General features: G+C 69.3%; 23 protein-coding genes. 9 read left to right on the top strand and 14 right to left on the bottom strand.

All coding sequences use genetic code 11. The features are described from left to right. Positions 1-7 precede the first annotated feature (7 nt). Complete coding sequence (locus IG194_RS14240; protein ID WP_058072110.1) at positions 8-739, top strand: hypothetical protein; 732 nt, start codon at positions 8-10, stop codon at positions 737-739. A gap of 28 nt (positions 740-767) precedes the next feature. Here the strand turns inward: IG194_RS14240 and IG194_RS14235 are convergent, their stop codons facing one another. The 3 genes from IG194_RS14235 to IG194_RS14225 all read right to left on the bottom strand — a co-directional run bounded on the left by IG194_RS14235 (position 768) and on the right by IG194_RS14225 (position 3,118). Then, a complete protein-coding gene (locus IG194_RS14235; protein WP_058488034.1) occupies positions 768-1,391 on the bottom strand; it encodes a LysE family translocator in 624 nt (207 codons plus the stop codon). Positions 1,392-1,458: 67 nt separating this feature from the next. Next, positions 1,459-2,259 carry a helix-turn-helix transcriptional regulator gene (locus tag IG194_RS14230; RefSeq protein ID WP_058488033.1) on the bottom strand — a complete coding sequence of 267 codons (801 nt, stop codon included), beginning with the start codon at positions 2,257-2,259 and terminating at the stop codon, positions 1,459-1,461. 1 nt (position 2,260) lies between these two features. Next, positions 2,261-3,118, bottom strand: coding sequence for an NAD-dependent epimerase/dehydratase family protein (locus IG194_RS14225; protein WP_058488032.1), 858 nt, complete (start codon positions 3,116-3,118; stop codon positions 2,261-2,263). 94 nt (positions 3,119-3,212) lie between these two features. Between IG194_RS14225 and IG194_RS14220 the strand changes: the two genes are divergently transcribed. The 4 genes from IG194_RS14220 to IG194_RS14205 all read left to right on the top strand — a co-directional run bounded on the left by IG194_RS14220 (position 3,213) and on the right by IG194_RS14205 (position 9,253). Beyond that, entirely contained in the window at positions 3,213-4,145 is a 933-nt protein-coding gene (locus IG194_RS14220) for a hydrogen peroxide-inducible genes activator (protein ID WP_009614159.1), read from the top strand. After that, the gene (gene recG, locus IG194_RS14215; protein ID WP_058072113.1) at positions 4,142-6,217 is read left to right on the top strand and encodes an ATP-dependent DNA helicase RecG; all 2,076 of its coding nucleotides are present in this window, start codon (positions 4,142-4,144) and stop codon (positions 6,215-6,217) included. Before IG194_RS14220 ends, recG begins: the two co-directional genes overlap by 4 nt. Before the next feature lie 93 nt (positions 6,218-6,310). Next, entirely contained in the window at positions 6,311-7,711 is a 1,401-nt protein-coding gene (locus IG194_RS14210; RefSeq protein ID WP_058488031.1) for an aminoacyl-tRNA deacylase and HDOD domain-containing protein, read from the top strand. A gap of 606 nt (positions 7,712-8,317) precedes the next feature. After that, positions 8,318-9,253 carry an IS110 family transposase gene (locus tag IG194_RS14205; protein ID WP_009615021.1) on the top strand — a complete coding sequence of 312 codons (936 nt, stop codon included), beginning with the start codon at positions 8,318-8,320 and terminating at the stop codon, positions 9,251-9,253. 53 nt (positions 9,254-9,306) lie between these two features. Here the strand turns inward: IG194_RS14205 and IG194_RS14200 are convergent, their stop codons facing one another. From IG194_RS14200 to glcD, 10 genes are all read right to left on the bottom strand, one after another. Continuing rightward, on the bottom strand, positions 9,307-9,711 hold the full coding sequence (locus IG194_RS14200; protein WP_043268101.1) for a helicase: 405 nt from the start codon (positions 9,709-9,711) through the stop codon (positions 9,307-9,309). A gap of 136 nt (positions 9,712-9,847) precedes the next feature. Further along, positions 9,848-10,120 carry an HU family DNA-binding protein gene (locus IG194_RS14195; protein WP_009614168.1) on the bottom strand — a complete coding sequence of 91 codons (273 nt, stop codon included), beginning with the start codon at positions 10,118-10,120 and terminating at the stop codon, positions 9,848-9,850. A 197-nt stretch (positions 10,121-10,317) separates the two neighbouring features. Beyond that, complete coding sequence (locus IG194_RS14190) at positions 10,318-11,472, bottom strand: NAD(P)/FAD-dependent oxidoreductase (protein WP_058488030.1); 1,155 nt, start codon at positions 11,470-11,472, stop codon at positions 10,318-10,320. Between the two features lie 71 nt (positions 11,473-11,543). Then, the gene (locus tag IG194_RS14185; protein WP_009614171.1) at positions 11,544-11,711 is read right to left on the bottom strand and encodes a rubredoxin; all 168 of its coding nucleotides are present in this window, start codon (positions 11,709-11,711) and stop codon (positions 11,544-11,546) included. A gap of 173 nt (positions 11,712-11,884) precedes the next feature. Next, positions 11,885-12,052 (bottom strand): rubredoxin, encoded by a 168-nt coding sequence (locus IG194_RS14180; protein WP_009614173.1) that lies wholly within the window; start codon positions 12,050-12,052, stop codon positions 11,885-11,887. A gap of 465 nt (positions 12,053-12,517) precedes the next feature. Continuing rightward, positions 12,518-14,695 carry a malate synthase G gene (locus IG194_RS14175; protein ID WP_058488029.1) on the bottom strand — a complete coding sequence of 726 codons (2,178 nt, stop codon included), beginning with the start codon at positions 14,693-14,695 and terminating at the stop codon, positions 12,518-12,520. A gap of 30 nt (positions 14,696-14,725) precedes the next feature. After that, positions 14,726-15,127: a heme-binding protein gene (locus IG194_RS14170; RefSeq protein ID WP_043268095.1), complete on the bottom strand. Its 402-nt coding sequence runs from the start codon at positions 15,125-15,127 to the stop codon at positions 14,726-14,728. Between the two features lie 4 nt (positions 15,128-15,131). Further along, on the bottom strand, positions 15,132-16,358 hold the full coding sequence (gene glcF / locus IG194_RS14165) for a glycolate oxidase subunit GlcF (protein WP_058488028.1): 1,227 nt from the start codon (positions 16,356-16,358) through the stop codon (positions 15,132-15,134). A 13-nt stretch (positions 16,359-16,371) separates the two neighbouring features. After that, positions 16,372-17,451, bottom strand: coding sequence for a glycolate oxidase subunit GlcE (glcE, locus tag IG194_RS14160; RefSeq protein WP_058488027.1), 1,080 nt, complete (start codon positions 17,449-17,451; stop codon positions 16,372-16,374). Beyond that, a complete protein-coding gene (glcD, locus tag IG194_RS14155) occupies positions 17,451-18,950 on the bottom strand; it encodes a glycolate oxidase subunit GlcD (RefSeq protein ID WP_058488026.1) in 1,500 nt (499 codons plus the stop codon). Before glcD ends, glcE begins: the two co-directional genes overlap by 1 nt. Before the next feature lie 251 nt (positions 18,951-19,201). Here glcD and glcC point away from each other — a divergent pair, with 251 nt between their 5' ends. From glcC to ubiA, 3 genes are all read left to right on the top strand, one after another. Next, positions 19,202-19,975, top strand: coding sequence for a transcriptional regulator GlcC (gene glcC / locus IG194_RS14150; protein WP_009614181.1), 774 nt, complete (start codon positions 19,202-19,204; stop codon positions 19,973-19,975). Positions 19,976-20,060: 85 nt separating this feature from the next. Continuing rightward, positions 20,061-20,618, top strand: a complete 558-nt coding sequence (locus IG194_RS14145) for a chorismate lyase (RefSeq protein WP_043314995.1) — start codon at positions 20,061-20,063, stop codon at positions 20,616-20,618. A gap of 28 nt (positions 20,619-20,646) precedes the next feature. After that, positions 20,647-21,537, top strand: a complete 891-nt coding sequence (ubiA, locus tag IG194_RS14140) for a 4-hydroxybenzoate octaprenyltransferase (RefSeq protein WP_058488025.1) — start codon at positions 20,647-20,649, stop codon at positions 21,535-21,537. 98 nt (positions 21,538-21,635) lie between these two features. On the opposite strand, the gene IG194_RS14135 is transcribed toward ubiA, so the two are convergent. Continuing rightward, on the bottom strand, positions 21,636-22,001 hold the full coding sequence (locus IG194_RS14135) for a hypothetical protein (protein ID WP_009614185.1): 366 nt from the start codon (positions 21,999-22,001) through the stop codon (positions 21,636-21,638). A gap of 246 nt (positions 22,002-22,247) precedes the next feature. On the opposite strand from IG194_RS14135, the gene phoB reads away from it, so the two are divergent. Beyond that, a complete protein-coding gene (phoB, locus tag IG194_RS14130; protein WP_009614187.1) occupies positions 22,248-22,937 on the top strand; it encodes a phosphate regulon transcriptional regulator PhoB in 690 nt (229 codons plus the stop codon). Positions 22,938-22,948: the final 11 nt, after the last annotated feature.

Here is a 22,948-nt window from a genome sequence, read left to right as displayed (position 1 = left end):
CACCCGCATGCGTCGCGCCCTCGTCCTGAGCGCCCTGCTTGGCCTGCTGACCGGCTGCGCCGGCACCCCCGATCCGTCCGGCACCTGGATCAACCAGGCCGCCATCGACGCCGCCAGCAAGAGCGGCAAGCTGCGCGAGGCGCTGCTGGCCTACGGGCCCAACCTGGAATGGCGGCTCGACACCAAGCGCCAGCAAGCCACCTTCAGCAACGGCTTCGAACAGGGTGAAGGCCAGCTGAGCCAGGACCCGGCGGACAAGAAGCACTGGCAGGTGGCCTTCTACGGCAGCAAGCAGGAAGAGCTGGCGGTGGACGGCAAGCAACTGGTGCAGGTGGGCAGCGAGAACTGGCCGGAGCAGCGCTTCGCCCGCCCCGAACAGCAGGGCCCGGCGCCCATCGGCGCCAGCTTCCAGCGCGCCCTGTACGGCAGCTTCCTCAAGGGCACCTGGGTGATCCAGGAAGGCCCGGGCCAGGGCAGCAAGGTGACCTTCCAGGCCGACGGCCGCGTGGAGGGCATGCCCAGCGCCGACCGCTACGCCCTGTGCCTGGCCGGCGACTGCGCGGCCATGAGCGGCGACAGCGACAGCATCTGGCTGCAGCAGGGCCGCCAGGGCCGCGAATACCTGTTCCAGCGCGAGGACGACAAGCTCGAACTCTTCGAAGCGGTGAACCGCGCCCAGGCCGACGAGATGCCCGAATACGCCCCGGGCAAGCGCGTCTGGCTGCTGGAACGCGACTGAGCCGCAGGCGCCGCCCCGCGCGGCGCCTTCAGCGCACGCCCAGCCAGAGCAACCAGCCGCCCAGCGCCAGCAGCAGGGCGCCGCAGGTACGATCCAGCGCGCGCACCCGGCGCTGCAGCCAGCCGCGCCAGCGCCGCCGATCCAGCAGGCGCACCAGGGCCAGGTCCCAGAACAGCACCACCGCGCCCATCCACAGCACGCAGGCGCCCAGCGCCCAACCCGGCAGGTGGAAGGGCCCGAGCACGCCGAACAGCCCGGTGTAGAAGATCGGCAGCTTGGGGTTCAGGCTGCTGGCCAGGAAGCCTTCGCGCAGGCCGTGGAAGAAACCTCCCGCACGCTGCCCGGCGCTTTCCCCGGGAATCTCCAGTTCGCGCCGCGCCAGCACGGCCTGGGCGCCCAGCCAGACGAAGTAGGCCCCGCCCAGCAGCTGCACCACCCGCAGGCCGTGGTTCGCCAGGCCGGGCAGTTGGCCGAGGACCAGCAGCACCAGCCCCATGCTCGCCAGGTTGGCCAGGGCGATGCCGCTGGCGCAGCCGTCGGCATGGCGGCGACCGCGCAGCAAGGCGGCGCGGATCAGCAGGAAGAAGTCCGGCCCCGGCGACAGCAGGGCGGCGAAATGGGTGCTGGCGACCAGCGCGAAAGCGGCGAACATGGCGTTCTCCCGGAAGTGGCGGGAGGCCAGTCTGGCCAGGCGGCGCGGCGGCGGTCTTGTAGGAAACTCAGGTGCGCGTGGCGCTGCGGAAACGCCCCGGGGTCACGCCGGTGAAGCGGCGGAAGGTGCCGGAGAAATGCGCCTGGTCGCAGAAGCCCAGCTCCAACGCCGCCTCGATGGGCGTGGCGCCCTCCACCAGCAGGCGTTTGGCCTCGCGCACCCGGCGCTGCAGCAGGTAGGTGTGCGGCGGCACGCCGTAGGCGCGGCGGAAGCTCTCGATCAGGTGACGCGGGTGGCGCTGCACCAGGGCGGCCAGTTGCTCCAGGCTCACCGCCTCGCGGTAATGGCTTTCCAGGTAGTCGCGCAGCCGCGCGGTGACGCCGCCGTCGCGGCTCGCCGAAGCCGCCGGGCGCATGCCGCCGTGGCGCACGAAGACCAGCTCCAGCAGCGCCAGCAGCTCGCTTTCCAGGCCCAACGCGTCGTTGCGCTCGAATTCGCCGGCCACCCGCGCCAGGGCTTGCGCGACCAAGCCATCGTCACCCGGGTTCAACTCCTGGAAGCCACGCGGCAACTGCTTGCGGCCCAGCAGCGGCAGCAACCGCGACTCCTCGATGTAGAGCATGCGGTAGACCAGCCGCTCGCTCTCGGCGTTGCCGGTGTGCGGCTCCTCCGGGTTCATCAGCGACAGGGTGCCGGCCGGCAGCACGTGGCGCGCGCCGCGGCACTGGTAGCCGCCGGCGCCCTGGAGGATGGCGCCGATGGCAAAGGCGTCGTGGCTGTGGCGGCCGAACGGCTGGCCGGAGAAGTCCGCATGGAACAGCTCCACCCCGGGCAGCCAGGGACGCGCCAGCAGCCGGTTGGCGTCCACCTCAGTCCCTGCGCCCGGCGAGGATGGCGGCGTAGCCCTCGCGGTAGCTGGGGTAGCGCGGCACCCAGCCCAGCGCCCTGGCGCGGGCGTTGCTGCAGCGCTTGCTGCCGGTGCGGCGCACGCTCTGCTCGTCCGCCCAGTGGCTGACGCCCATGAGCCCGCGCAGGTAATCCACCACTTCGGCCAGCGGCGCGGGCGCATCGTCCACGCCGATGTAGCAGTCTTCCAGCTGCTGGCCGGCGGCATCGGCGCGCAGCAGGCAGGCCAGCAGCCCGGCGGCGTCCTCGGCGTGGATGCGGTTGGCGTACAGCGGCGGCTCGACGGCCACCCGGTAGCCTTCGCGCACCTGCTTGAGCAGCCACTCGCGGCCGGGGCCGTAGATGCCGGTCAGGCGCACCACGCTCGCGGGAATGCCGCTGTCCAGCGCCACGCGCTCGGCATCGAGCATGATCCGCCCGGAATACTGCCGGGCCTCGGCGGGCGAGGTCTCGTCGATCCACTCGCCGTCCGCCTGGGCGTAGACGCCGCTGCTGGAGACGAACAGCACACGCTTGGGCCGCTGCCCGCGCTGCTGCAGCCAGCCCAGGCAGTGGCGCAGGCCCTCGACGTAGGCGGCGCGGTAGCCGGCCTCGTCGTGCTGGGTCGCGGCGGCGGCGTAGACCAGGTAGTCCAACTCGCCCTCGGGCCAGGCCGACGGGCATTCGGCGCGGCCCAGGTCGCCGGCCACCGGCAGGATGCCCGCGGGCAGCGCGGCGGCATCACGGCGCAGCCCGTACACGCGCCAACCTTCGGCGGCCAACTGGCGGCCGAGGCGGCTGCCGACGTCGCCGCAACCGGCGATCAGAACATTCGCAGGCATCTTCGCCTCCTAAAGACAGGGCCCCGGAGTTTAGCGCGGTTGGTTCGCAACCGCGCAGCCGCTATGCTTGGCCCAACTCAACGGATTAGTCGCCATGACCCTCACCGAACTGCGCTACATCGTCACGCTCGCCCAGGAGCAGCATTTCGGCCGCGCCGCCGAGCGCTGCCACGTCAGCCAGCCGACCCTGTCGGTCGGCGTGAAGAAGCTGGAGGACGAGCTCGGCGTGCTGATCTTCGAGCGCAGCAAGAGCGCGGTGCGCCTGACCCCGGTGGGCGAAGGCATCGTGGCCCAGGCGCAGAAGGTGCTGGAGCAGGCCCAGGGCATCCGCGAGCTGGCCCAGGCCGGCAAGAACCAGCTGACCTCGCCGCTGAAGGTCGGCGCCATCTACACCATCGGCCCCTACCTGTTCCCGCACCTGATCCCGCAGCTGCACCGGGTGGCGCCGCAGATGCCGCTGTACATCGAAGAGAACTTCACCCACATCCTGCGCGACAAGCTGCGCACCGGCGAGCTGGACGCGATCATCATCGCCCTGCCGTTCCAGGAGGCCGACGTCCTCACCCTGCCGCTGTTCGACGAGCCCTTCTACGTGCTGATGCCGGCCGACCACCCCTGGACCGCCCGGCAGACCATCGATGCCGAGATGCTCAACGACAAGAGCCTGCTGCTGCTCGGCGAGGGCCACTGCTTCCGCGACCAGGTGCTGGAAGCCTGCCCGACCACCCGCAGGGGCGAGGAAAACCGCCACACCACCGTGGAATCCAGCTCGCTGGAGACCATCCGCCACATGGTCGCCTCCGGCCTGGGCGTGTCGGTGCTGCCGTTCTCGGCGGTGGACAGCCACCACTACGCTCCCGGGGTGATCGAGATCCGCCCGTTCACCCCGCCGGCGCCGCTGCGCACCGTGGCCATCGCCTGGCGCGCCAGCTTCCCGCGGCCGCGCGCCATCGAAGTGCTGGCCGATTCTATCCGCCTGTGCTCGGTGGCCCGGCCGACCGCCAAGGGCGACGCCCAACCGGCATGACCGAGCTGGCCAACGTCCCGGTCACGGCGCTCAAGGGCGTCGGCGCCGCGCTGGAGGAAAAGCTGGCGCGGGTGGGCCTGGAAAACCTCCAGGACATCCTCTTCCACCTGCCGCTGCGCTACCAGGACCGCACCCGCGTCACCCCCATAGGCGCGCTGCGCCCGGGCCAGGACGCGGTGGTCGAGGGCGTGGTGTCCGGCGCCGACGTGGTCATGGGCAAGCGCCGCAGCCTGCTGGTGCGCCTGCAGGACGGCAGCGGCACCCTGAGCCTGCGCTTCTACCACTTCAGCCAGGCGCAGAAGGAAGGCCTCAAGCGCGGCACCCACCTGCGCTGCTACGGCGAGGCCCGCCCCGGCGCCTCGGGCCTGGAGATCTACCACCCCGAGTACCGCGCGCTGAACGACGCCGCGCCGGCCCCGGTGGAGCAGACCCTCACGCCCATCTACCCGACCACCGAAGGCCTCACCCAGCAGCGCCTGCGCACCCTCAGCCAGCAGGCCCTGGCGCGCCTGGGGCCGAACAGCCTGCCGGACTGGCTGCCCGAGGAGCTGGCCCGTGACTACCGCCTGGCGCCCCTCGACGAAGCCATCCGTTACCTGCACCGGCCGCCGCCGGACGCCAACCTCGAAGAACTCGCCGAGGGTCGCCACTGGGCCCAGCACCGCCTGGCCTTCGAGGAACTGCTGACGCACCAGCTGTCGCTGCAGCGCCTGCGCGAAAGCCTGCGCGCCCAGCACGCGCCCGAGCTGCCACCGGCGAAGAAACTGCCGCAGCGCTTCCTGGCCAACCTCGGCTTCGCCCCCACCGGCGCGCAACAGCGCGTGGGCGCGGAGATCGCCTACGACCTGGCGCAGCCCGAACCCATGCTGCGCCTGGTGCAGGGCGACGTCGGTGCCGGCAAGACGGTGGTCGCCGCCCTGGCCGCGCTGCAGGCCCTGGAGGCCGGCTACCAGGTGGCGCTGATGGCGCCCACGGAAATCCTCGCCGAACAGCACTACCTCAACTTCAGCAAGTGGATGCAGCCGCTGGGCATCGAGGTCGCCTGGCTGGCCGGCAAGCTCAAGGGCAAGGCGCGCGCCGCCGCGCTGGAGCAGATCGCCGCCGGCGTGCCCATGGTGGTCGGCACCCACGCGCTGTTCCAGGACGAGGTGAAGTTCAAGCGCCTGGCCCTGGTGATCATCGACGAGCAGCACCGCTTCGGCGTGCAGCAGCGCCTGGCCCTGCGCCAGAAGGGCGTCGACGGCCGGCTCTGCCCGCACCAGCTGATCATGACCGCCACGCCCATCCCGCGGACCCTGGCGATGAGCGCCTACGCCGACCTGGACACCTCGATCCTCGACGAGCTGCCGCCCGGGCGCACCCCGGTGAACACCGTGCTGGTCGCCGACAGCCGCCGCATCGAGGTGATCGAGCGCGTCCGCGCCGCCTGCCGCGAAGGCCGCCAGGCCTACTGGGTGTGCACGCTGATCGAAGAATCCGAAGAACTCACCTGCCAGGCCGCCGAGACCACCTACGAGGAACTCGCCGCGGCCCTGGGCGAATTGCGCGTGGGCCTGATCCACGGGCGCATGAAGCCGGCGGAGAAGGCCACGGTGATGGAGGCCTTCAAGGAAGGCCTGCTGCAACTGCTGGTGGCGACCACGGTGATCGAGGTCGGCGTGGACGTGCCCAACGCCAGCCTGATGATCATCGAGAACCCCGAGCGCCTCGGCCTGGCCCAGCTGCACCAGCTGCGCGGGCGCGTCGGCCGCGGCAGCGCGGCGAGCCACTGCGTGCTGCTCTACCATCCGCCGCTGTCGCAGATCGGCCGCGAGCGCCTGGCGATCATGCGCGAGACCTGCGACGGCTTCGTCATCGCCGAGCGCGACCTGGAGCTGCGCGGCCCCGGCGAGATGCTCGGGACGCGGCAGACCGGTCTGCTACAGTTCAAGGTCGCGGACCTGATGCGCGACGCCGACCTGCTGCCGGCGGTGCGCGACGCCGCCCAGGCCCTGCTGGCGCGCTGGCCGCAGCACGTCGGCCCGCTGCTGGAGCGTTGGCTCCGACATGGCCAGCAATACGGTCAAGTGTGACCTGCTTCAATTTCACCGGTCGGATGACTGGCCAGTCACGAATAGCCGCTGGGTATACTCCCGGCTGCAGTTGCTAACCGGATCACAAAGCCCATGAGCGAAGCCGCACTCGCCGAAGCCCTCCCCGCCCCGTCGGTCATTCTCCAGCTGCTCGACCGCCTCGGCGTGCCCTGCCGCGAACTGCCCGACGACGACCAGCTGCCCAGCGCCCGCCGCGTGCAGGCGAGCCTGCTGGAAGACTCGGTGGGCACCCTGCTGGTGCTCTTCCCGCAGAACCAGCTGCTGGACCTCAACCGCCTGACCGAGCTGACCGGGCGCAAGCTGCTGGCGATCAAGCCGGAGCGCCTGGAGCGCATGCTCGGCAAGCACCAGCTCAGCCGCCTGCCGGCGCTGCCGCCGCTGACCAGCTCGCCCTGCCTGTACGACGAGCGCCTGCTGCAGGAGCCGCAGCTGCTGATCGAATCCGGCAACCCCGGCACCCTGCTGGAGATCGCCACCGGCGACTTCCGCCAGGTGCTGGAGAAGGCCAGCGCGGCGCGCTTCGGCGTGCCCCTGGAGCAGATCCGGCCGAACCTCGACCGCCCCAACGACGATCGCGCCGAGATCACCCAGGCGGTGCAGGCCTTCACCGCGCGGCGCATCCAGCAGCGCCTGGAAGAGACCATCGAGATCCCGCCGCTGCCCAAGACCGCGCAGAAGATCATCAAGCTGCGGGTGGACCCCAACGCCACCGTGGACGACATCACCGGCGTGGTCGAGACCGACCCGGCGCTGGCCGCCCAGGTGGTCAGCTGGGCCGCCTCGCCCTACTACGCCGCGCCCGGCAAGATCCGCTCGGTGGAAGACGCCATCGTCCGCGTGCTGGGCTTCGACCTGGTGATCAACCTGGCCCTCGGCCTGGCCCTGGGCAAGACCTTGAGCCTGCCCAAGGACCAGCCGCAGCACGCCACGCCCTACTGGCAGCAGGCGATCTACACCGCCGCGGTGATCGAGGGCCTGACCCGCGCAGTGCCCCGCGCCGAGCGCCCGGAAGCCGGCCTGACCTACCTCGGCGGGCTGCTGCACAGCATCGGCTACCTGGTCCTGGCGCACATCTTCCCGCCGCACTTCTCGCTGATCTGCCGCCACCTGGAGGTCAACCCGCACGTGCCGCACAACCTCGTCGAGCAGCACCTGCTGGGCATCACCCGCGAGCAGATCGGCGCCTGGCTGATGCGCGCCTGGGACATGCCCGAGGAGATCTACACCGCGCTGCGCTTCCAGCACGACCCGGACTACGACGGCCCCAATGCCGCCTACGCCAACCTGGTGTGCCTGGCTACCCGCCTGCTGCGCCAGAACGGCATCGGCAGCGGCCCGCAGCAGGGCGTGCCGCAAGCCCTGCTCGACCGCCTGGACATCCCCCGGGAAAGGGCCGAGGACGCGGTGCGCAAGGTACTGGACGCCGAAGCCGTGCTACGCGAGCTGGCTTCGCAGATGAACAGCCCGCACTGATCTGGCTGCGGACAGACCTGTAGGAGCGCGCCCTCCGGCAAACACAAGACCCGTAGGATGGCGTTGAGCGAAGCGATACCCATCGCCACGACCGCATGGGTTTCGCCAAGGCTCAACCCATCCTACGAAAAGCGCCTTGGCGCAGCCGGCAAGACAGGGAATGCCGCGGGTGGCGCAGCGGATCTCATCCGCGATCCGCGCCGATATATGTCCGGCTATCGCGGACAAGGTCCGCTACAGGGGGAATGCCGTGCATCCCAGCGAACTGTAGGAGCGGGCCCTGCCCGCGATTTCGCGCGCAGGGCGCGCTCCTACATGGGAACGGTGCGGGTGGCGCAGCGTAGGAGCGGATCTCATCCGCGAATCGCGCCGATATGTCCGGCTATCGCGGACAAGGTCCGCTTGTGTCAGCGACTTTCGATAGGATCGAAGATGAGAGCGACGGGAGGCAAGCTGCAGGTCCGCGGTGTTGCGAGCACGAGTAGGAGCCCAAGCTGCCTCCCGCCGTCCTCTGACTCAAGCCCGAACAGTTGAACGAGCTAAACCTCGAACCACAAGCGTGGGCAGTCAGAGTGCTCTCGCCGTGCAGTTTACGAGGGTTTGGTCATGACGTGTTGGGTCGGTATCGATGTCGCCAAGGATTCGCTGGCCGTATGGCTGCGTCCACAAGGCAAGAGCTTCAGCGTTTCCAATGACGAGCAGGGCCACCAGCAGTTGCTGGCGCTGTTCGCCGAGGAAAAGCCCGAACGTATCGTGCTGGAGGCGACCGGCGGTTATGAGTGCGGAGTGATGTTCAGCCTGTCTCGTGCCGGTCATAGGGTTTCACGGCTTAACCCCACACGGGTGCGAGCCTTTGCCACGGCCATGGGCAAGCTGGCCAAGACCGATCCCATCGATGCAGCCGTCCTGGCGCATCTGGCGCAGACGCTGGAGGAAGCGCCCAGCACGGTGCCTTCGCCAGAGCGCGAGCGGCTACGGGAATTGGTGCAACGCCGAGAGCAACTGGTCAGCCAGCGCGATGATGAACGTCGTCGTTTGCATCAAGCCCGGGATTCCTTCGTCCGCCAATGCCTGGAAGGCGCCATCAAGGCGCTTAAAGAAACGATCCGCGGCTATGACAAGGAAATTGCCAAAGCGATGAACGTCGTGGACGCAGAACAGGCCCAGCAATTATGCCAAGTCAAAGGCGTGGGGCCGGTCACCGCGGCTGGGCTGCTGGCCTATCTGCCGGAGCTGGGACAACTGAACCGCCGCCAGATCGCCGCCCTGGTGGGCCTGGCCCCGTACAACAGCGACAGCGGGCAGAAGTCGGGACAGCGCCGAATCCGGGGAGGACGAGGAATGATCCGGCGCATCCTGTACATGACGACCTTGTCGATTATTCGCTATCAGGAAGACTTCGCCCGCCGCTACCAAGGCCTGCGCGAGAACGGTCGATGCGCCAAGGTTGCCCTGGTGGCCTGCATGCGTGTGCTCATCGTGCGGTTGAACGCCATGGTCAGGGACGGTACCTGCTGGAGAACAGGTACCGTGCAGCAGTGAAAGACAGTTGCTCCTACATGGGGAATGCCGTGCCTCGCGGGACAAGGGCAGCCTCAGGCCGCTTCCTTCTCCACCGCCTTGGCCGCGGCCTTCTTCTTCGGCTTGAGGTACTTCACCAGGCCCTGGAACCAGATCACCAGCGCCGGGTTGCCCTGGATCTGGATGTCCTTGTTCTGGATGCCCTGCATGAAGGCCAGTTGCGGGTTCTTCGAGGTCAGGGTGGCGAAGCCGTAGGCGCTGTCGCGGAAGCCGATGGCGAAGGCCGGCTGCGGGTGCACGCCGCGGCGGGCGCTGACGCGTTGGTCACGGACGATGTAGTGGCGGGCGACCTTGCCGTCCAGGCTGTGCAGCTGGAACACCAGGTCCTTGCCTTCGAGCTGCTGGCGGAAGGCCGGGTTGTCGCGCGAGGACTTGGCCATCATACGGCCGAGGAACCACAACAGAAGACGGAATTTCATGCACAGACCTCGGCGTTCGAGACAAATGACTGCGCATTGTAGCGATTAGCCGAAAGGACTACATCCGTACTTTCGAAGGGAAATGTAACGGCGGGAGTAGCCCGGAGCCGCTCTGGCTCCGGGGCTGGGAACAGCCTTAGTTGACGGCGTCCTTCAGGGCCTTGCCCGGCTTGAAGGCAACGGTGTTGCTGGCCTTGATCTTCACCGGCTGGCCGGTCTGCGGGTTCTTGCCGGTGCGGGCGCCGCGGTGGCGCTGGATGAAGGTGCCGAAACCAACGAGGGTGACGCTGTCTTTGCGGTTCAGCGCGCCGGTGATCTCATCCAGCAGCGCGTTCAGCACCTTGTTGGCTTGTTCTTTGGTGAGGTCGGCCTTCTCGGCGATCGCGGCGGCGAGTTCTGGTTTACGCATAGATGCCTCTTTGACGGTTTGTTGTTTTTGTGTCCGTGCTGTCTTCCCAACAGCGCCTAAGGCACCGCGGCCCAGGCCCTACAGGCTCTAGGCTGCGGCAGACGGGGGGAGGATGGCACGCCGCAGGCTGGTACGCCAGTATCGTCTGACAATTTGCGGATACATTCCCACGACAGAAGCGCCATAACCAAGGACTTTCAAGCCATAAGTGCCGGCAACTCCTTGTTCAGCGAGAGTTTTTCGCTGACCGCCGCGCCGGTCAGGGCGTATCCGAGCAAGCGACCGGCGGTATCCCGGCACAGCACCTTGAGGTCCGCGCCAGAGCCTTCCACGAGCCATTGGCCATCGCTGCCGCGGGGCGGCGGCGAGACCACCAGCGGGCACACCGGGGTCTTCACGGTGACCGGCATGGGGCCGTAGGACACCGCTGTCGGCTTGCCCGCCAGGGTCTGGGCCAGGGCGCGGGCGCAGCTCATCAGCGGCATCACGTACAGCAGGTTGAGACCGTCGACCTCGGCGCAGTCGCCCAGGGCGTAGATGTTGGCGTGGGAGGTGCGCAGCTCGCGGTTCACCACCACGCCGCGGTTGACCTCCAGGCCCGACTCGGCGGCCAGGTCGATGCGCGGGCGCAGGCCGACGGCCGAGACCACCAGGTCGCAGGGGATCACCTGGCCATCCGACAGGTGCGCCTCCAGGCTCTCGCCGGCGCGCTCCAGGCGGTTGAGCACCGGGCCCAGGTGGAAGCGCACGCCCAGGCCTTCCAGGCCGGCCTGCACGGCCGCCGCGGCGGCGGGGTGCAGCAGGCCGGGCATGACCTGCTCGCAGGGAGCGACCACTTCGACCTGGTAGCCGCCGGCGGACAGGTCGTTGGCGAACTCGCAACCGATCAGGCCGGCGCCCAGCAGCAGCACGCGGCGCTTGCCGGCGGCCGCGGCGCGGAAGCGCGCGTAGTCCTCCAGGTCGTTGATCGGGAAGATGGCGTCCAGGGCGTCGCCCTGCACCGGCACGCGGATCGTCTCGGCGCCCCAGGCCAGCACCAGGTCGCGGTACTCGACCTGCTCCTCGCCGATCCAGATGCGCTTGTGCCCCGGGTCGATGCCGGTGACGCGGGTATGGGTGAGGATGCGCGCCTTCAACTGCTCGGCCATGGCGCCGGGCTCGGCCATGGCCAGGCCGTCGGCGTCCTTGTCCTTGGAGAAGCCGGTGGAGAGCATCGGCTTGGAATAGGAGCGGCCGTCGTCGGCGGTGATCAGCAGCAGCGGGCTTTGCGCGTCCAGCTTGCGCCATTCGCGCGCCAGGTTGTAGCCGGCCAGGCCGGTGCCGATGATCACCAGCGGTGCGTTCTCGCTCATTGGATTCTCCACATCGAACGGGACCGAGCGGCTTGGCCGGCTCGGTGGAATTCAGGGTTTCGCGGGGCCTGTCAGGCGATCTCGATCATCTCGAAGTCGATCTTGCCCACGCCGCAGTCGGGGCAGACCCAGTCGGCGGGAATGTCTTCCCAGCGGGTACCGGGGGCGATGCCCTCCTCGGGCAGGCCGAGGGCCTCGTCGTAGATGAAGCCACAGACCACGCATTGCCATTTGCGCATCGTCGAACCTCCTGCGGGTTGCCAGGGCAACCTAGCGCACTTTTCCGCCCCCCGCCAAGGGCAGGGTTGCCGGCGCCCGGCGGCAGCCCGGCCAAGCGCGCGAAGCGCTCAAGCACGGGGCCGGACACGAAAACGGCGGCCACTGGCCGCCGCTCGCAGGGATGCCGGACGGCTCAGCCGATTTCGATCATCTCGAAGTCCAGCTTGCCGACGCCGCAGTCCGGGCACAGCCAGTCCTCGGGCACGTCTTCCCAGCGGGTGCCCGCTGCGATGCCCTCTTCCGGCCAGCCTTGGGATTCGTCATAGATGAGTCCGCAGACTACGCATTGCCACTTTTTCATTGTCTACCCCTCGGGCGGGTTACCACGGTTGCGGCCGCACGCTAACGCAATTCCCGGCGTGCGCCAAGACGCCATCGGGCGGTTGGGCGGGCGTTGGGGGCCAACCAAAGATGGGTGGTGCGTGGGTGGGAGGTTGGCTTTTCGTAGGAGCGAGCTTGCTCGCGAATGGTGTTCTGCCGGCTGGGTGTGCATTAGGGCGGCGGCAGGCTACAGGCAAGAGCGTGAAGAGCCCCTCTCCCCAACCCTCTCCCGCAAGCGGGAGAGGGGGCTGGTCCGTGCCGAGAGAAAGAAGGTTTCAAATGGAAGCCTTCGGTGTTGCCGGCTGACTCCAGAGCATCCAAGCACGCCGAACGGTCCCCTCTCCCTTCAGGGAGAGGGTTAGGGAGAGGGAGCGGAGTCACAGCAGGACACCGAAGCCTCAGGTGAGCACCGTTCGCGAGCAAGCTCGCTCCTACAGGGGCGAACTCAGTGCTGCGCCTTGTACCGCAAGCGCCAGGCATGCAGCAGCGGCTCGGTATAGCCGCTGGGCTGCTCGCGGCCCTTGAACACCAGGTCGCTGGCCGCCTGGAAGGCCGCCGAGCCCTGGTAATCCGCAGCCATCGGGCGGTAGGCCGGATCCCCCGCGTTCTGCTGGTCGACCACCTTGGCCATGCGCTCCAGGGTTTCGCGCACCTGAGCCTCGCCGACCACGCCGTGGTGCAGCCAGTTGGCGATGTGCTGGCTGGAGATGCGCAGCGTTGCGCGGTCTTCCATCAGGCCGACGTCATGGATGTCCGGCACCTTGGAGCAGCCGACGCCCTGTTCGACCCAACGCACCACGTAGCCGAGGATGCCCTGGCAGTTGTTGTCCAGCTCTTCCTGGCGCGCCTCGGCGCTCCAGTCGGCGGACGCGGCCACTGGAATCGTCAGCAGGTCGTCGAGCAGTTCGTCGCGCACGCTGGCCAGGTCGATCTTCTCCAGCTCGCTCTGTACCGCCTGCACGTCCACCTGGTGGTAGTGCAGCGCGTGCAGGGTGGCGGCGGTGGGCGACGGCACCCAGGCGGTGGTGGCGCCGGATTTCGGGTGGCCGATCTTCTGTTCCAGCATGGCCGCCATCAGGTCCGGCATGGCCCACATGCCCTTGCCGATCTGCGCCCGGCCGCGCAGGCCGCAGGCCAGGCCGACCAGCACGTTGTTGCGCTCGTAGGCGGCGATCCACTTGGTGCCCTTCATGTCGCCCTTGCGCAGCATCGGGCCGGCTTCCATGGCGCTGTGCATCTCGTCGCCGGTGCGGTCGAGGAAGCCGGTGTTGATGAACACCACCCGCGCCGCGGCGGCGCCGATGCAGGCCTGGAGGTTGACGCTGGTGCGCCGCTCCTCGTCCATGATGCCCATCTTCAGGGTGTGGCGCGGTAGGCCGAGGACGTCCTCGACGCGGCCGAACAGCTCGTCGGCGAAGGCCACTTCGGCCGGGCCGTGCATCTTCGGCTTGACGATGTAGACGCTGCCGGTGCGCGAGTTGCCCTTGCGCTGCAGGTCGTGGATGGCGACCAGGCCGGTCAGCACCGCATCCATGATGCCTTCGGGGATCTCCGCGCCGCTTTCGTCGAGGATCGCCGGGGTGGTCATCAGGTGGCCGACGTTGCGGATGAACAGCAGCGAGCGGCCGTGCAGGGTCAGGCTGGAGCCGTCGGCGGCGGTGTACTGGCGGTCCGGGCTCATGCGCCGGACGAAGCTCTGGCCACCCTTCTCCACCGCTTCGCTGAGGTCGCCCTTCATCAGGCCGAGCAGGTTGCGGTAGACCAGGGTCTTGTCCTCGGCATCCACCGCGGCCACCGAGTCCTCGCAGTCGAGGATGGTGCTCAGCGCGGCCTCGACCAGCACGTCCTTCACCCCGGCCGCGTCGGTCTGGCCGATGGGGCTGGTGGGGTCGATCTGGATCTCGAAGTGCAGGCCGTTGTTCTTCAGCAGCACGGCCTTGGGCGACAGCGGCTCGCCCTGGTAGCCGACGAATTTCGCCGGCTCGGCCAGGCCGCTGACGCTGCCGTCCTCCAGGGTCACGCGCAGCTGGCCCTGCTCGATACGGTAGGCGCTGGCGTCGGCGTGGCTGCCCTGGGCCAGCGGCGCGGCCTGGTCAAGGAAGGCGCGGGCGAAGGCGATGACCTTCTCACCGCGGCGCGGGTTGTAGCCCTTGCCCTTCTCGGCGCCGTCGTCCTCGCTGATGGCGTCGGTGCCGTAGAGCGCGTCGTACAGCGAGCCCCAGCGGGCGTTGGCGGCGTTCAGCGCGTAGCGGGCGTTCATCACCGGCACCACCAGCTGCGGGCCGGCCTGCCGGGTGATCTCGCTGTCGACGTTGGCGGTCGTGGCCTGTACCGAGGCGGGCGCCGGCAGCAGGTAGCCGATGGATTCGAGGAAGGCGCGGTAGGCCGGCATGTCCTGGATCGGGCCCGGGTGGGCGCGGTGCCAGGTGTCCAGCTCGGTCTGCAGGCGGTCGCGCTCGGCGAGCAGCGCGCGGTTCTTCGGCGCCAGCTCGTGGACCAGGGCGTCGAAGCCCTTCCAGAAGGCCTCGGCCTGCACGCCGGTGCCCGGCAGGGCTTCTTCCTCGATGAAGCGTTGCAGCACGTCGGCGACCTGCAGGCGCTGGCGGGTGATTCGTTGGGTCATCGCAAGGTTCTCCTGTGTTTCGTCGAGTGCTTAGAGCGCGGCCACGCCGGCCTTGGCCACCTGGGCATCCTGCGCGGCCTGCACGCCGGAGACACCCACCGCGCCGACCACCTGGCCGTCATGGATGACCGGCACGCCGCCTTCCAGGGTGCCCTGCAGCACGGGGGCGGAGAGGAAGGCGGTGCGGCCGTTGTTGATCATTTCTTCGTACAGGCGCGTTTCGCGGCGGCCCAGGGCGGCGCTACGGGCCTTCTCGGTGGCGATGTAGGCGCCGACCGGCGCGCAGCCATCCAGGCGCTCCAGGGCCAGCGGGTGGCCGCCATCGTCCACCACTACGATGGCCACCGCCCATTGGTTGGCCTGGGCCTCGGCGCGGGCGGCGGCGAGAATGCGGGTGACTTCTTGCTGGGTGAGTACGGCTTTGCTTTGCATGGCGTCAGTTTCCGGTGCTGAGGGCGTGGTCGACCAGTTCGATCCAGTGCCGGACGGGGGTGCGTCCGGCGCCGTCGAGGTGGGTCTGGCAGCCGATGTTGGCGGTAGCGATCAGGTCGGGCCGACCGCTTTCCAGGGCGTCCAGCTTGTTGTCGCGCAGCTTGTGCGAGAGCTCCGGCTGGGTCAGTGAATAGGTGCCGGCCGAGCCGCAGCAGAGGTGGCTGTCCGGTACCGCGGTGAGGTTGAAGCCCAGGCGCTTGAGCACCGCCTCGACGGCGCCGCCGAGCTTCTGCGCGTGCTGCAGGGTGCAGGGGCAGTGGAAGGCGAGGGTCTGGTCGCAGTTCAGGCCGAGGCTTTCCAGCGGTTCGGCGCGGATCACTTCCACCAGGTCCTTGGCCAGCTCGCTGACGCGCCTGGCCTTGGCCGCGTACTGCGGGTCGTCGCGCAGCAGGTAGCCGTATTCCTTGACGAAGGCGCCACAGCCGCTGGCCGTCTGCACGATGGCCTCGGCGCCGTTCTCGATGGCCGGCCACCAGGCGTCGATGTTGCGCCGGGCGCGGTCGAGGCCGGTGTCCTGGGCGTTGAGGTGGTAGTCCACGGCGCCGCAGCAGCCGGCCTGGGCCGCCGAGGTGATGCTGATACCGAGGCGGTCCAGCACCCGCGCGGTGGCCGAATTGGTGTTGGGCGACAGCGCCGGCTGCACGCAGCCTTCGAGCATCAGCACGCGGCGCTGGTGGCGCTGGGCCGGGCGCACGCCGGCCGGGGCGATGGCCCGCGGCAGGTGGCTGCGCAGGGCCACGGGAAGGATCGGCCGCAACGCCTCGCCGGTGTTCACCAGCGCCTTGAACAGCGCCGGGCGCGGCACTATGGCGCGCAGGCCGCCGCGCAGCAGGCGCTCGCCCAGCGGCCGCGGCACGCGCACTTCGATGGCGGCGCGGCCGATGTCCAGCAGCTTGTGGTACTCCACGCCGGAGGGGCAGGTGGTTTCGCAGTTGCGGCAGGTCAGGCAGCGGTCCAGGTGTTCCTGGGTTTTCTCGCTGACCTGGTCCTGTTCGAGGAACTGCTTGATCAGGTAGATGCGCCCGCGCGGGCCGTCCAGTTCGTCGCCCAGTTCCTGGTAGGTCGGGCAGGTGGCGTTGCAGAAGCCGCAATGCACGCAGCTGCGCAGGATGCGTTCGGCTTCCTCGGCGTGGGCCAGGCGTTTGGCCGCTTCGCTCAGGTTGGTCTGCATAGGTCTATCCGCGTCAGAAGTCGGCGTACATGCGCCCGGGGTTGAAGATGCCCTGCGGGTCGAGCTGGCGCTTCAGCGAGCGGTGCAGCTTGAGCAGGGGCGCCGGCAGCGGGTGCAGCGGCGCGTCGACATGGCCCGGGGTGAAGCAGCTGGCGTGGCCGCCGACGGCGCTCACGGCCTGGCGGATTTCCGTGGCGCTGGCCTCGGACTTCAGCCAGCGCTGCGCGCCGCCCCAGTCCAGCAGCTGCTCGCCGGGCAGCGCCAGCGGCGCGCTCAGCGCCGGCAGCGACAGGCGCCAGAGCGGCCGCGGGTCGCGGAAGAAGTCCAGGCGCTGTTCGCGCAGGTCGTCCCACCAGGCGTCGTCCAGGGCGTCGCCGCCGATGCGGTCGCAGGCGGCGCGCACCGAACCTTCGTTGCCTTCAAAGCGCAGGTACAGGTGCTCGCCGTCATGGGCGGCGGCGCTCAGCGGCAGCGGCTGCTGGCCCCATTCGCCGAGGCGCAGCAGGGCGCGCTCCAGCGGGATGGCCTGGCGCAGGCTGATGCGGCAGCGCGGCTTGGGCAGGACCTTGAACGAGGCCTCGGTGATCACGCCCAGGCAGCCAAAGCTGCCGGCCAGCAGGCGCGACAGGTCGTAGCCGGCGACGTTCTTCATCACCTCGCCGCCGAAGCGCAGGTGGGTGCCCAGGCCGCTGATCAGCCGGGTACCGAGGACGAAGTCGCGCACCGCGCCAGCCCAGGGCCGGCGCGGGCCGGACAGCCCGGCGGCGAGCATGCCGCCGACCGTGGCGTTTTCGCCGAAGCAGGGCGCCTCGCAGGCGAGCATCTGCCCGGCGCGGTCCAGCGCGGCGTTCAGCTCGCGCAGCGGGGTGCCGGCGCGGGCGGTGATCACCAGTTCGGTGGGGTCGTAGGAGACGATGCCGGTGTGCCCGGCCACGTCCAGCGGGCGGGCCTCCACCCAGCGCCCGAGGAAGGCCTTGCTGGAGCCGCCGCGGATGGCCAGGGCGGTCTTTTCCGCCAGGGCCTGGCGCACCTGTTCGAGCAGCTCGGCGCTGCGGTCGTGGCCGGCCTGGGGATCGAAGTGCTGTTTGTCCATCAGAAGCGCTCCAGTTCCGGGAACGGCAGCTGGCCGTGGTGGATGTGCATGGCGCCGAATTCGGCGCAGCGGTGCAGGGTCGGGATGTTCTTGCCCGGGTTGAGCAGGCCCTGGGGGTCGAAGGCGGCCTTCACCGCGTGGAACAGTGTCAGCTCGTCGCTGTTGAACTGGGCGCACATCTGGTTGATCTTCTCGCGGCCCACGCCGTGCTCGCCGGTGATGCTGCCGCCCACCGCCACGCAGAGTTCGAGGATCTTGCCGCCCAGGGCCTCGGCGCGCTCCAGTTCGCCGGGGACGTTGGCATCGAAGAGGATCAGCGGGTGCATGTTGCCGTCGCCGGCGTGGAACACGTTGGCCACCCGCAGGCCGTACTCGTCGGACAGCTCGGCGATGCCGTTGAGCACCCGCGGCAGCTCGCGGCGCGGGATGGTGCCGTCCATGCAGTAGTAGTCCGGGGAAATCCGCCCCACCGCCGGGAAGGCGTTCTTGCGCCCGGCCCAGAACTTGGCGCGTTCCTCCTCGTCGCGGGCCAGGCGCACGTCGGTGGCGCCGGCCTTGCGCAGCACGGCGTCGACGCGCTCGCAGTCCTCGTGCACGTCGGACTCCACGCCGTCCAGCTCGCACAGCAGGATGGCCGCGGCGTCCACCGGGTAGCCGGCGTGGATGAAGTCCTCGGCGGCGCGGATCGACAGGTTGTCCATCATCTCCAGGCCACCGGGGATGATGCCCTCGGCGATGATGTCGCCCACCGCGCGGCCGGCCTTCTCGACGTCGTCGAAGCTGGCCATCAGCACCTTGGCCACCTGCGGCTTGGGCAGCAGCTTGACGGTCACCTCGACCACCACGCCGAGCATGCCTTCGGAGCCGGTGAACAGCGCCAGCAGGTCGAAGCCGGGGCTGTCGAGGGCGTCGGAGCCGAGGGTCAGGCGCTCGCCGTCGACGGTGAGGATTTCCACCTTGAGCAGGTTGTGCACAGTCAGCCCGTACTTCAGGCAGTGCACGCCGCCGGCGTTCTCGGCGACGTTGCCGCCGATGGAACAGGCGATCTGCGAGGACGGGTCCGGCGCGTAGTACAGGCCGTGGGGCGCGGCGGCCAGGGAGATGGCCAGGTTGCGCACGCCGGGCTGCACACGGGCATAGCGGCCTTCGGGGTTCACTTCGAGGATGCGCTTGAAGCGCGCCATCACCAGCAGCACGCCCTGCTCCAGCGGCAGCGCGCCGCCGGACAGCCCGGTGCCGGCGCCGCGGGCGACCACCGGCACCTGCATGCGGTGGCACAGGCGCAGCAGGCTCTGCACCTGCTCGACGTGTTCGGGCAGCACCACCAGCATCGGCGTGCTGCGGTAGGCGGAGAGGCCGTCGCACTCGTAGGGGCGCAGGTCCTCGGCCTCGTGGAGGATCTCCAGGTCCGGCAGCGCGGCGCGCAGTTCGGTGAGCAGCGCGGCCTTGTCCACCTTCGGCAGTGCGCCGTCGAGGCGCTCATCGTAGAGGATGTTCATCGGGTCTCACACGGTGGTTTTTCTTATGGGTGGCGCCGCCCGGCGGGCCGGGCGGCTGCTGGACTGACGGGTCTCAGGTCGGCGCAGACTGGACCGCCGGGCGGGGCTGCGTCCAGTTGCCGCAGCACTGGTCCTACCAGTTTAGTCCCTGGACTTTCGGTCAAGACGCCGCTCAGCGGCCTTATCAAAGCGCTCAGGGTGTTCTACAGTGGCGCCAGGCATTCGAACTGGTAGGACCAGTTGGAGGACGAATGGAAGGCGAAAGCACGGCCACCCGCGCCCGGGTAGCCGACCAGGTGGCCGAGCGCATCGAGCGGCTGATCGTCGACGGCGTGCTCAAGGTCGGCCAGGCGCTGCCCTCGGAGCGGCGCCTGGTGGACAAGCTCGGCTGCTCGCGCTCGGCGCTGCGCGAGGGCCTGCGCATCCTCCGCGGGCGCGGCATCATCGACACCGAGCAGGGCCGCGGCTCCTTCGTCGCCGACCTCAGCCGGGCCAACGACGCCACGCCGCTGATGCATCTGTTCGCCTCGCAGCCGCGCACCCTCTACGACCTGCTGGAGGTGCGCGCCCTGCTGGAGGGCGAATCCGCGCGCCTGGCCGCGCTGCGCGCCACCGACGCCGACCTGATCCTGCTCAAGCGCCGCTACGAGGAAATGCTCCTGGCGCAGAGCGAGACGCCGCCGCCGGACCCGCGCGAACACGCCCGCCGCGACCACGCCTTCCACCGCGCCATCAGCGAGGCCTCGCACAACCCGGTGCTGGTGCACACCCTGCAGTCGCTCAGCGAACTGATGCTCAGCACCGTGTTCGCCTCGGTGAACAACCTCTACCACCGGCCGGTGCAGAAGCGGCAGATCGACCGCCAGCACACGCGCCTGTACAACGCCATCGCCGAGCGCCTGCCGGACCAGGCCCAGCGCGCCGCCCGCGAACATATCCACAGCATCCGCGACAACCTGCGCGAGATCGAGCAGGAGGAGCAGCGCCTGGTCCGCGCCACCATGCGCCTGCAGGGCTGGGAATGAGCCGCGGGCGGCGCTCGGGGCGATAGGTCGCAGGCTAACGATCGGCGTTCCGTGGTACCCTGCGGCGGTCCTACGTCAGCGTTGAATTCCCGTGTCCGACCTTTCCGTACCTCTGCCGAACTGGCTCAACGAAGACCAGCTGCCGGCCAACGTCGAGCCCGCCGTGCACGACTGGCTGTTCGACCAGGGCTCCCTGACCCGCCGCCTCACCGCCCTCGCCGAAGGCGCCTTCAGCGTCGAACCGCTGGCCGAAGGCTGGCAGGTGCTGCGCGACGACGAATGCAAGGCGCTGGGCGTGCCCAGCCACAGCCAGGGCTGGGTGCGCGAGGTCTACCTGCGCGGCCACGGCCAGCCGTGGGTCTTCGCCCGCAGCGTGGCGCCCCGCTCGGCCCTGGAGGCCTCGGGCTTCGACCTGGCGCAGCTCGGCAGCCGCTCCCTGGGCGAGCTGCTGTTCAGCGACAGCGCCTTCCGCCGCGACGTCATCGAGGTGTGCCTGTACCCCGCGCCCTTCCTGCCCCTGGAGGTGCGCCGCGCGCTGCTCTGGGGCCGCCGCTCGTGCTTCCGCCGCGAGCGCCTGGGCGTGCTGGTGGCCGAGGTGTTCCTGCCGCGCCTGTGGCGCGCAGCCGGAGTCGAGGCCGTATAATCCCTCCGGTCGACCGCCGGAGCCCGCCATGTTCGCCGCCCTGATCAAACCCCTCGCCCGCCTGCACCCCCGCGCCTGGGACTTCATCCTGCTGACGCGCATGGACAAGCCGATCGGCATCTACCTGCTGCTGTGGCCGACGCTGTGGGCGCTGTGGATGGCCAGCGGCGGCCTGCCCAGCCTGAAGAACCTGGTGATCTTCGTCCTCGGCACCGTGCTGATGCGCGCCGCCGGCTGCGTGATCAATGACTTCGCCGACCGTGACTTCGACGGCCACGTGGCGCGCACCAAGGCCCGCCCCCTGGCCACCGGCAAGATCAGCGTGAGCGAGGCCTGGATCGCCTTCTTCACCCTGCTGGCCAGCAGCTTCGTGCTGGTGCTGTGCACCAACGAGCAGACCATCTGGCTGTCCTTCGGCGGCGCCGCCATCGCCGCGCTCTACCCCTTCATGAAGCGCTACACCTACTACCCGCAGGTGGTGCTGGGCGCGGCCTTCTCCTGGGGCATCCCCATGGCCTTCACCGCCGCCAGCGGCACGCTGCCGGCCGCGGCCTGGCTGCTGTTCTTCGCCAACGTGCTGTGGACGGTGGCCTACGACACCTACTACGCCATGACCGACCGCGAGGACGACCTGAAGATCGGGGTGAAGTCCACCGCCATCCTCTTCGGCGACGCCGACCGGGTGATCAACCTGACGCTGCAGGGCCTGATGCTCCTGCTGCTGGTGCTGGCCGCCGGCAAGCTGCACATGGGCCTGTGGTTCTACGCCGGCCTGGCGGTGGCCGCCGGCTGCTTCGCCTGGGAATTCCACTCCACCCGCGACCGCGACCCGCAGGCCTGCTTCAAGGCCTTCCTGCACAACCACTGGGCGGGCCTGGCGATCTTCGTCGGCACCGTGGTGGATTACGCGCTGCGCTGATCCGGGCGCCTACCCTACGGGCAAGAAACGGCTCCCTGTAGGAGCGCGCCCTGCGCGCGAATCGCGGGCAGGGCCCGCTTACACGGATCCCTTCCGTATCACGGCTTGGCGATGTGCCAGGCGTTCATCTTGCCGTCGCCCTTCGCTTCGCCCGCGGCCTTGTCCTGGACGAAGGTGTACAGCGGCTTGCCCTTGTAGGCCCACTGCTGGGTGCCGTCGTCGCGGGTGATCACGCTCCAGTCGCCGCTGGCCATGGCGCCGGTCTCGGCGGCCAGGGGCGGCCAGTTCTGCGCGCACTTGTCGTTGCACACCGACTTGCCGCCGCTGTCCTTGTCGAAGGTGTACAGCGTCATGCCCTTGGCATCGACCAGCATGCCGTTCTTGGTCATCGCCGGTTCCGCCGCCTGCGCGGCCAGGGCCGGCAGCGCCAGGCCCAGGGCCAGCGCCAGGTGTTTGCAGTTCATCGTGAATCTCCTCTTCTGAGGTAGGACTCGCAAGGAAGGCGCGGCGGGAACGGCGGCAGGTCGGGCAGGCCGTCACAACGGCCCCGGTGGCGCGCATGGGGCCGCCCGGAACAGGGCGGTCACGACAGCATAGTAGAGCGCCCCGTTCCCCGCCGGGCGCCTGCCTCGGCTAACATGCCCGCGTCACATCGCTGTAATAATTCCGTTATCTAATGCGGCGCAGTACAGAATTCCCGAGGCAAGACCATGGTTGGCAAGACAATCCTCATCGTTGACGACGAAGCGCCGATCCGCGAGATGATCGCCGTGGCCCTGGAGATGGCCGGCTACGAATGCCTGGAGGCGGAGAACGCCCAGCAGGCCCACGCCACCATCGTCGACCGCAAGCCGGACCTGATCCTGCTCGACTGGATGCTGCCGGGCACCTCCGGCATCGAGTTGGCGCGGCGTCTGAAGCGCGACGAGATGACCCAGGGCATCCCGATCATCATGCTCACCGCCAAGGGCGAGGAGGACAACAAGATCCAGGGCCTGGAAGTCGGCGCCGACGACTACATCACCAAGCCCTTCTCGCCGCGCGAGCTGGTGGCCCGCCTGAAGGCCGTGTTGCGCCGCACCGGCGCCGGCGACAGCGAGACGCCGATCGAGGTCGGCGGCCTGCTGCTCGACCCCATCAGCCACCGCGTCACCATCGACGGCAAGCCGGCCGAGATGGGCCCCACCGAATACCGCCTGCTGCAGTTCTTCATGACCCACCAGGAGCGCGCCTACACCCGCGGCCAGTTGCTGGACCAGGTGTGGGGCGGCAACGTCTACGTGGAGGAACGCACCGTCGACGTGCACATCCGCCGCCTGCGCAAGGCCCTGGGCGAGGTCTACGAGAACCTAGTGCAGACGGTCCGCGGAACCGGCTATCGTTTCTCCACCAAGAGCTGACCGCGCCCCCG

It is taken from the genome of Pseudomonas sp. ADPe, from assembly GCF_014843515.1.
Classification (GTDB): Bacteria; Pseudomonadota; Gammaproteobacteria; order Pseudomonadales; family Pseudomonadaceae; genus Pseudomonas; species Pseudomonas citronellolis.
The sequence above is the reverse complement of the archived record's forward strand: the minus strand, read 5'-3'. Positions and strand labels throughout refer to the sequence as shown.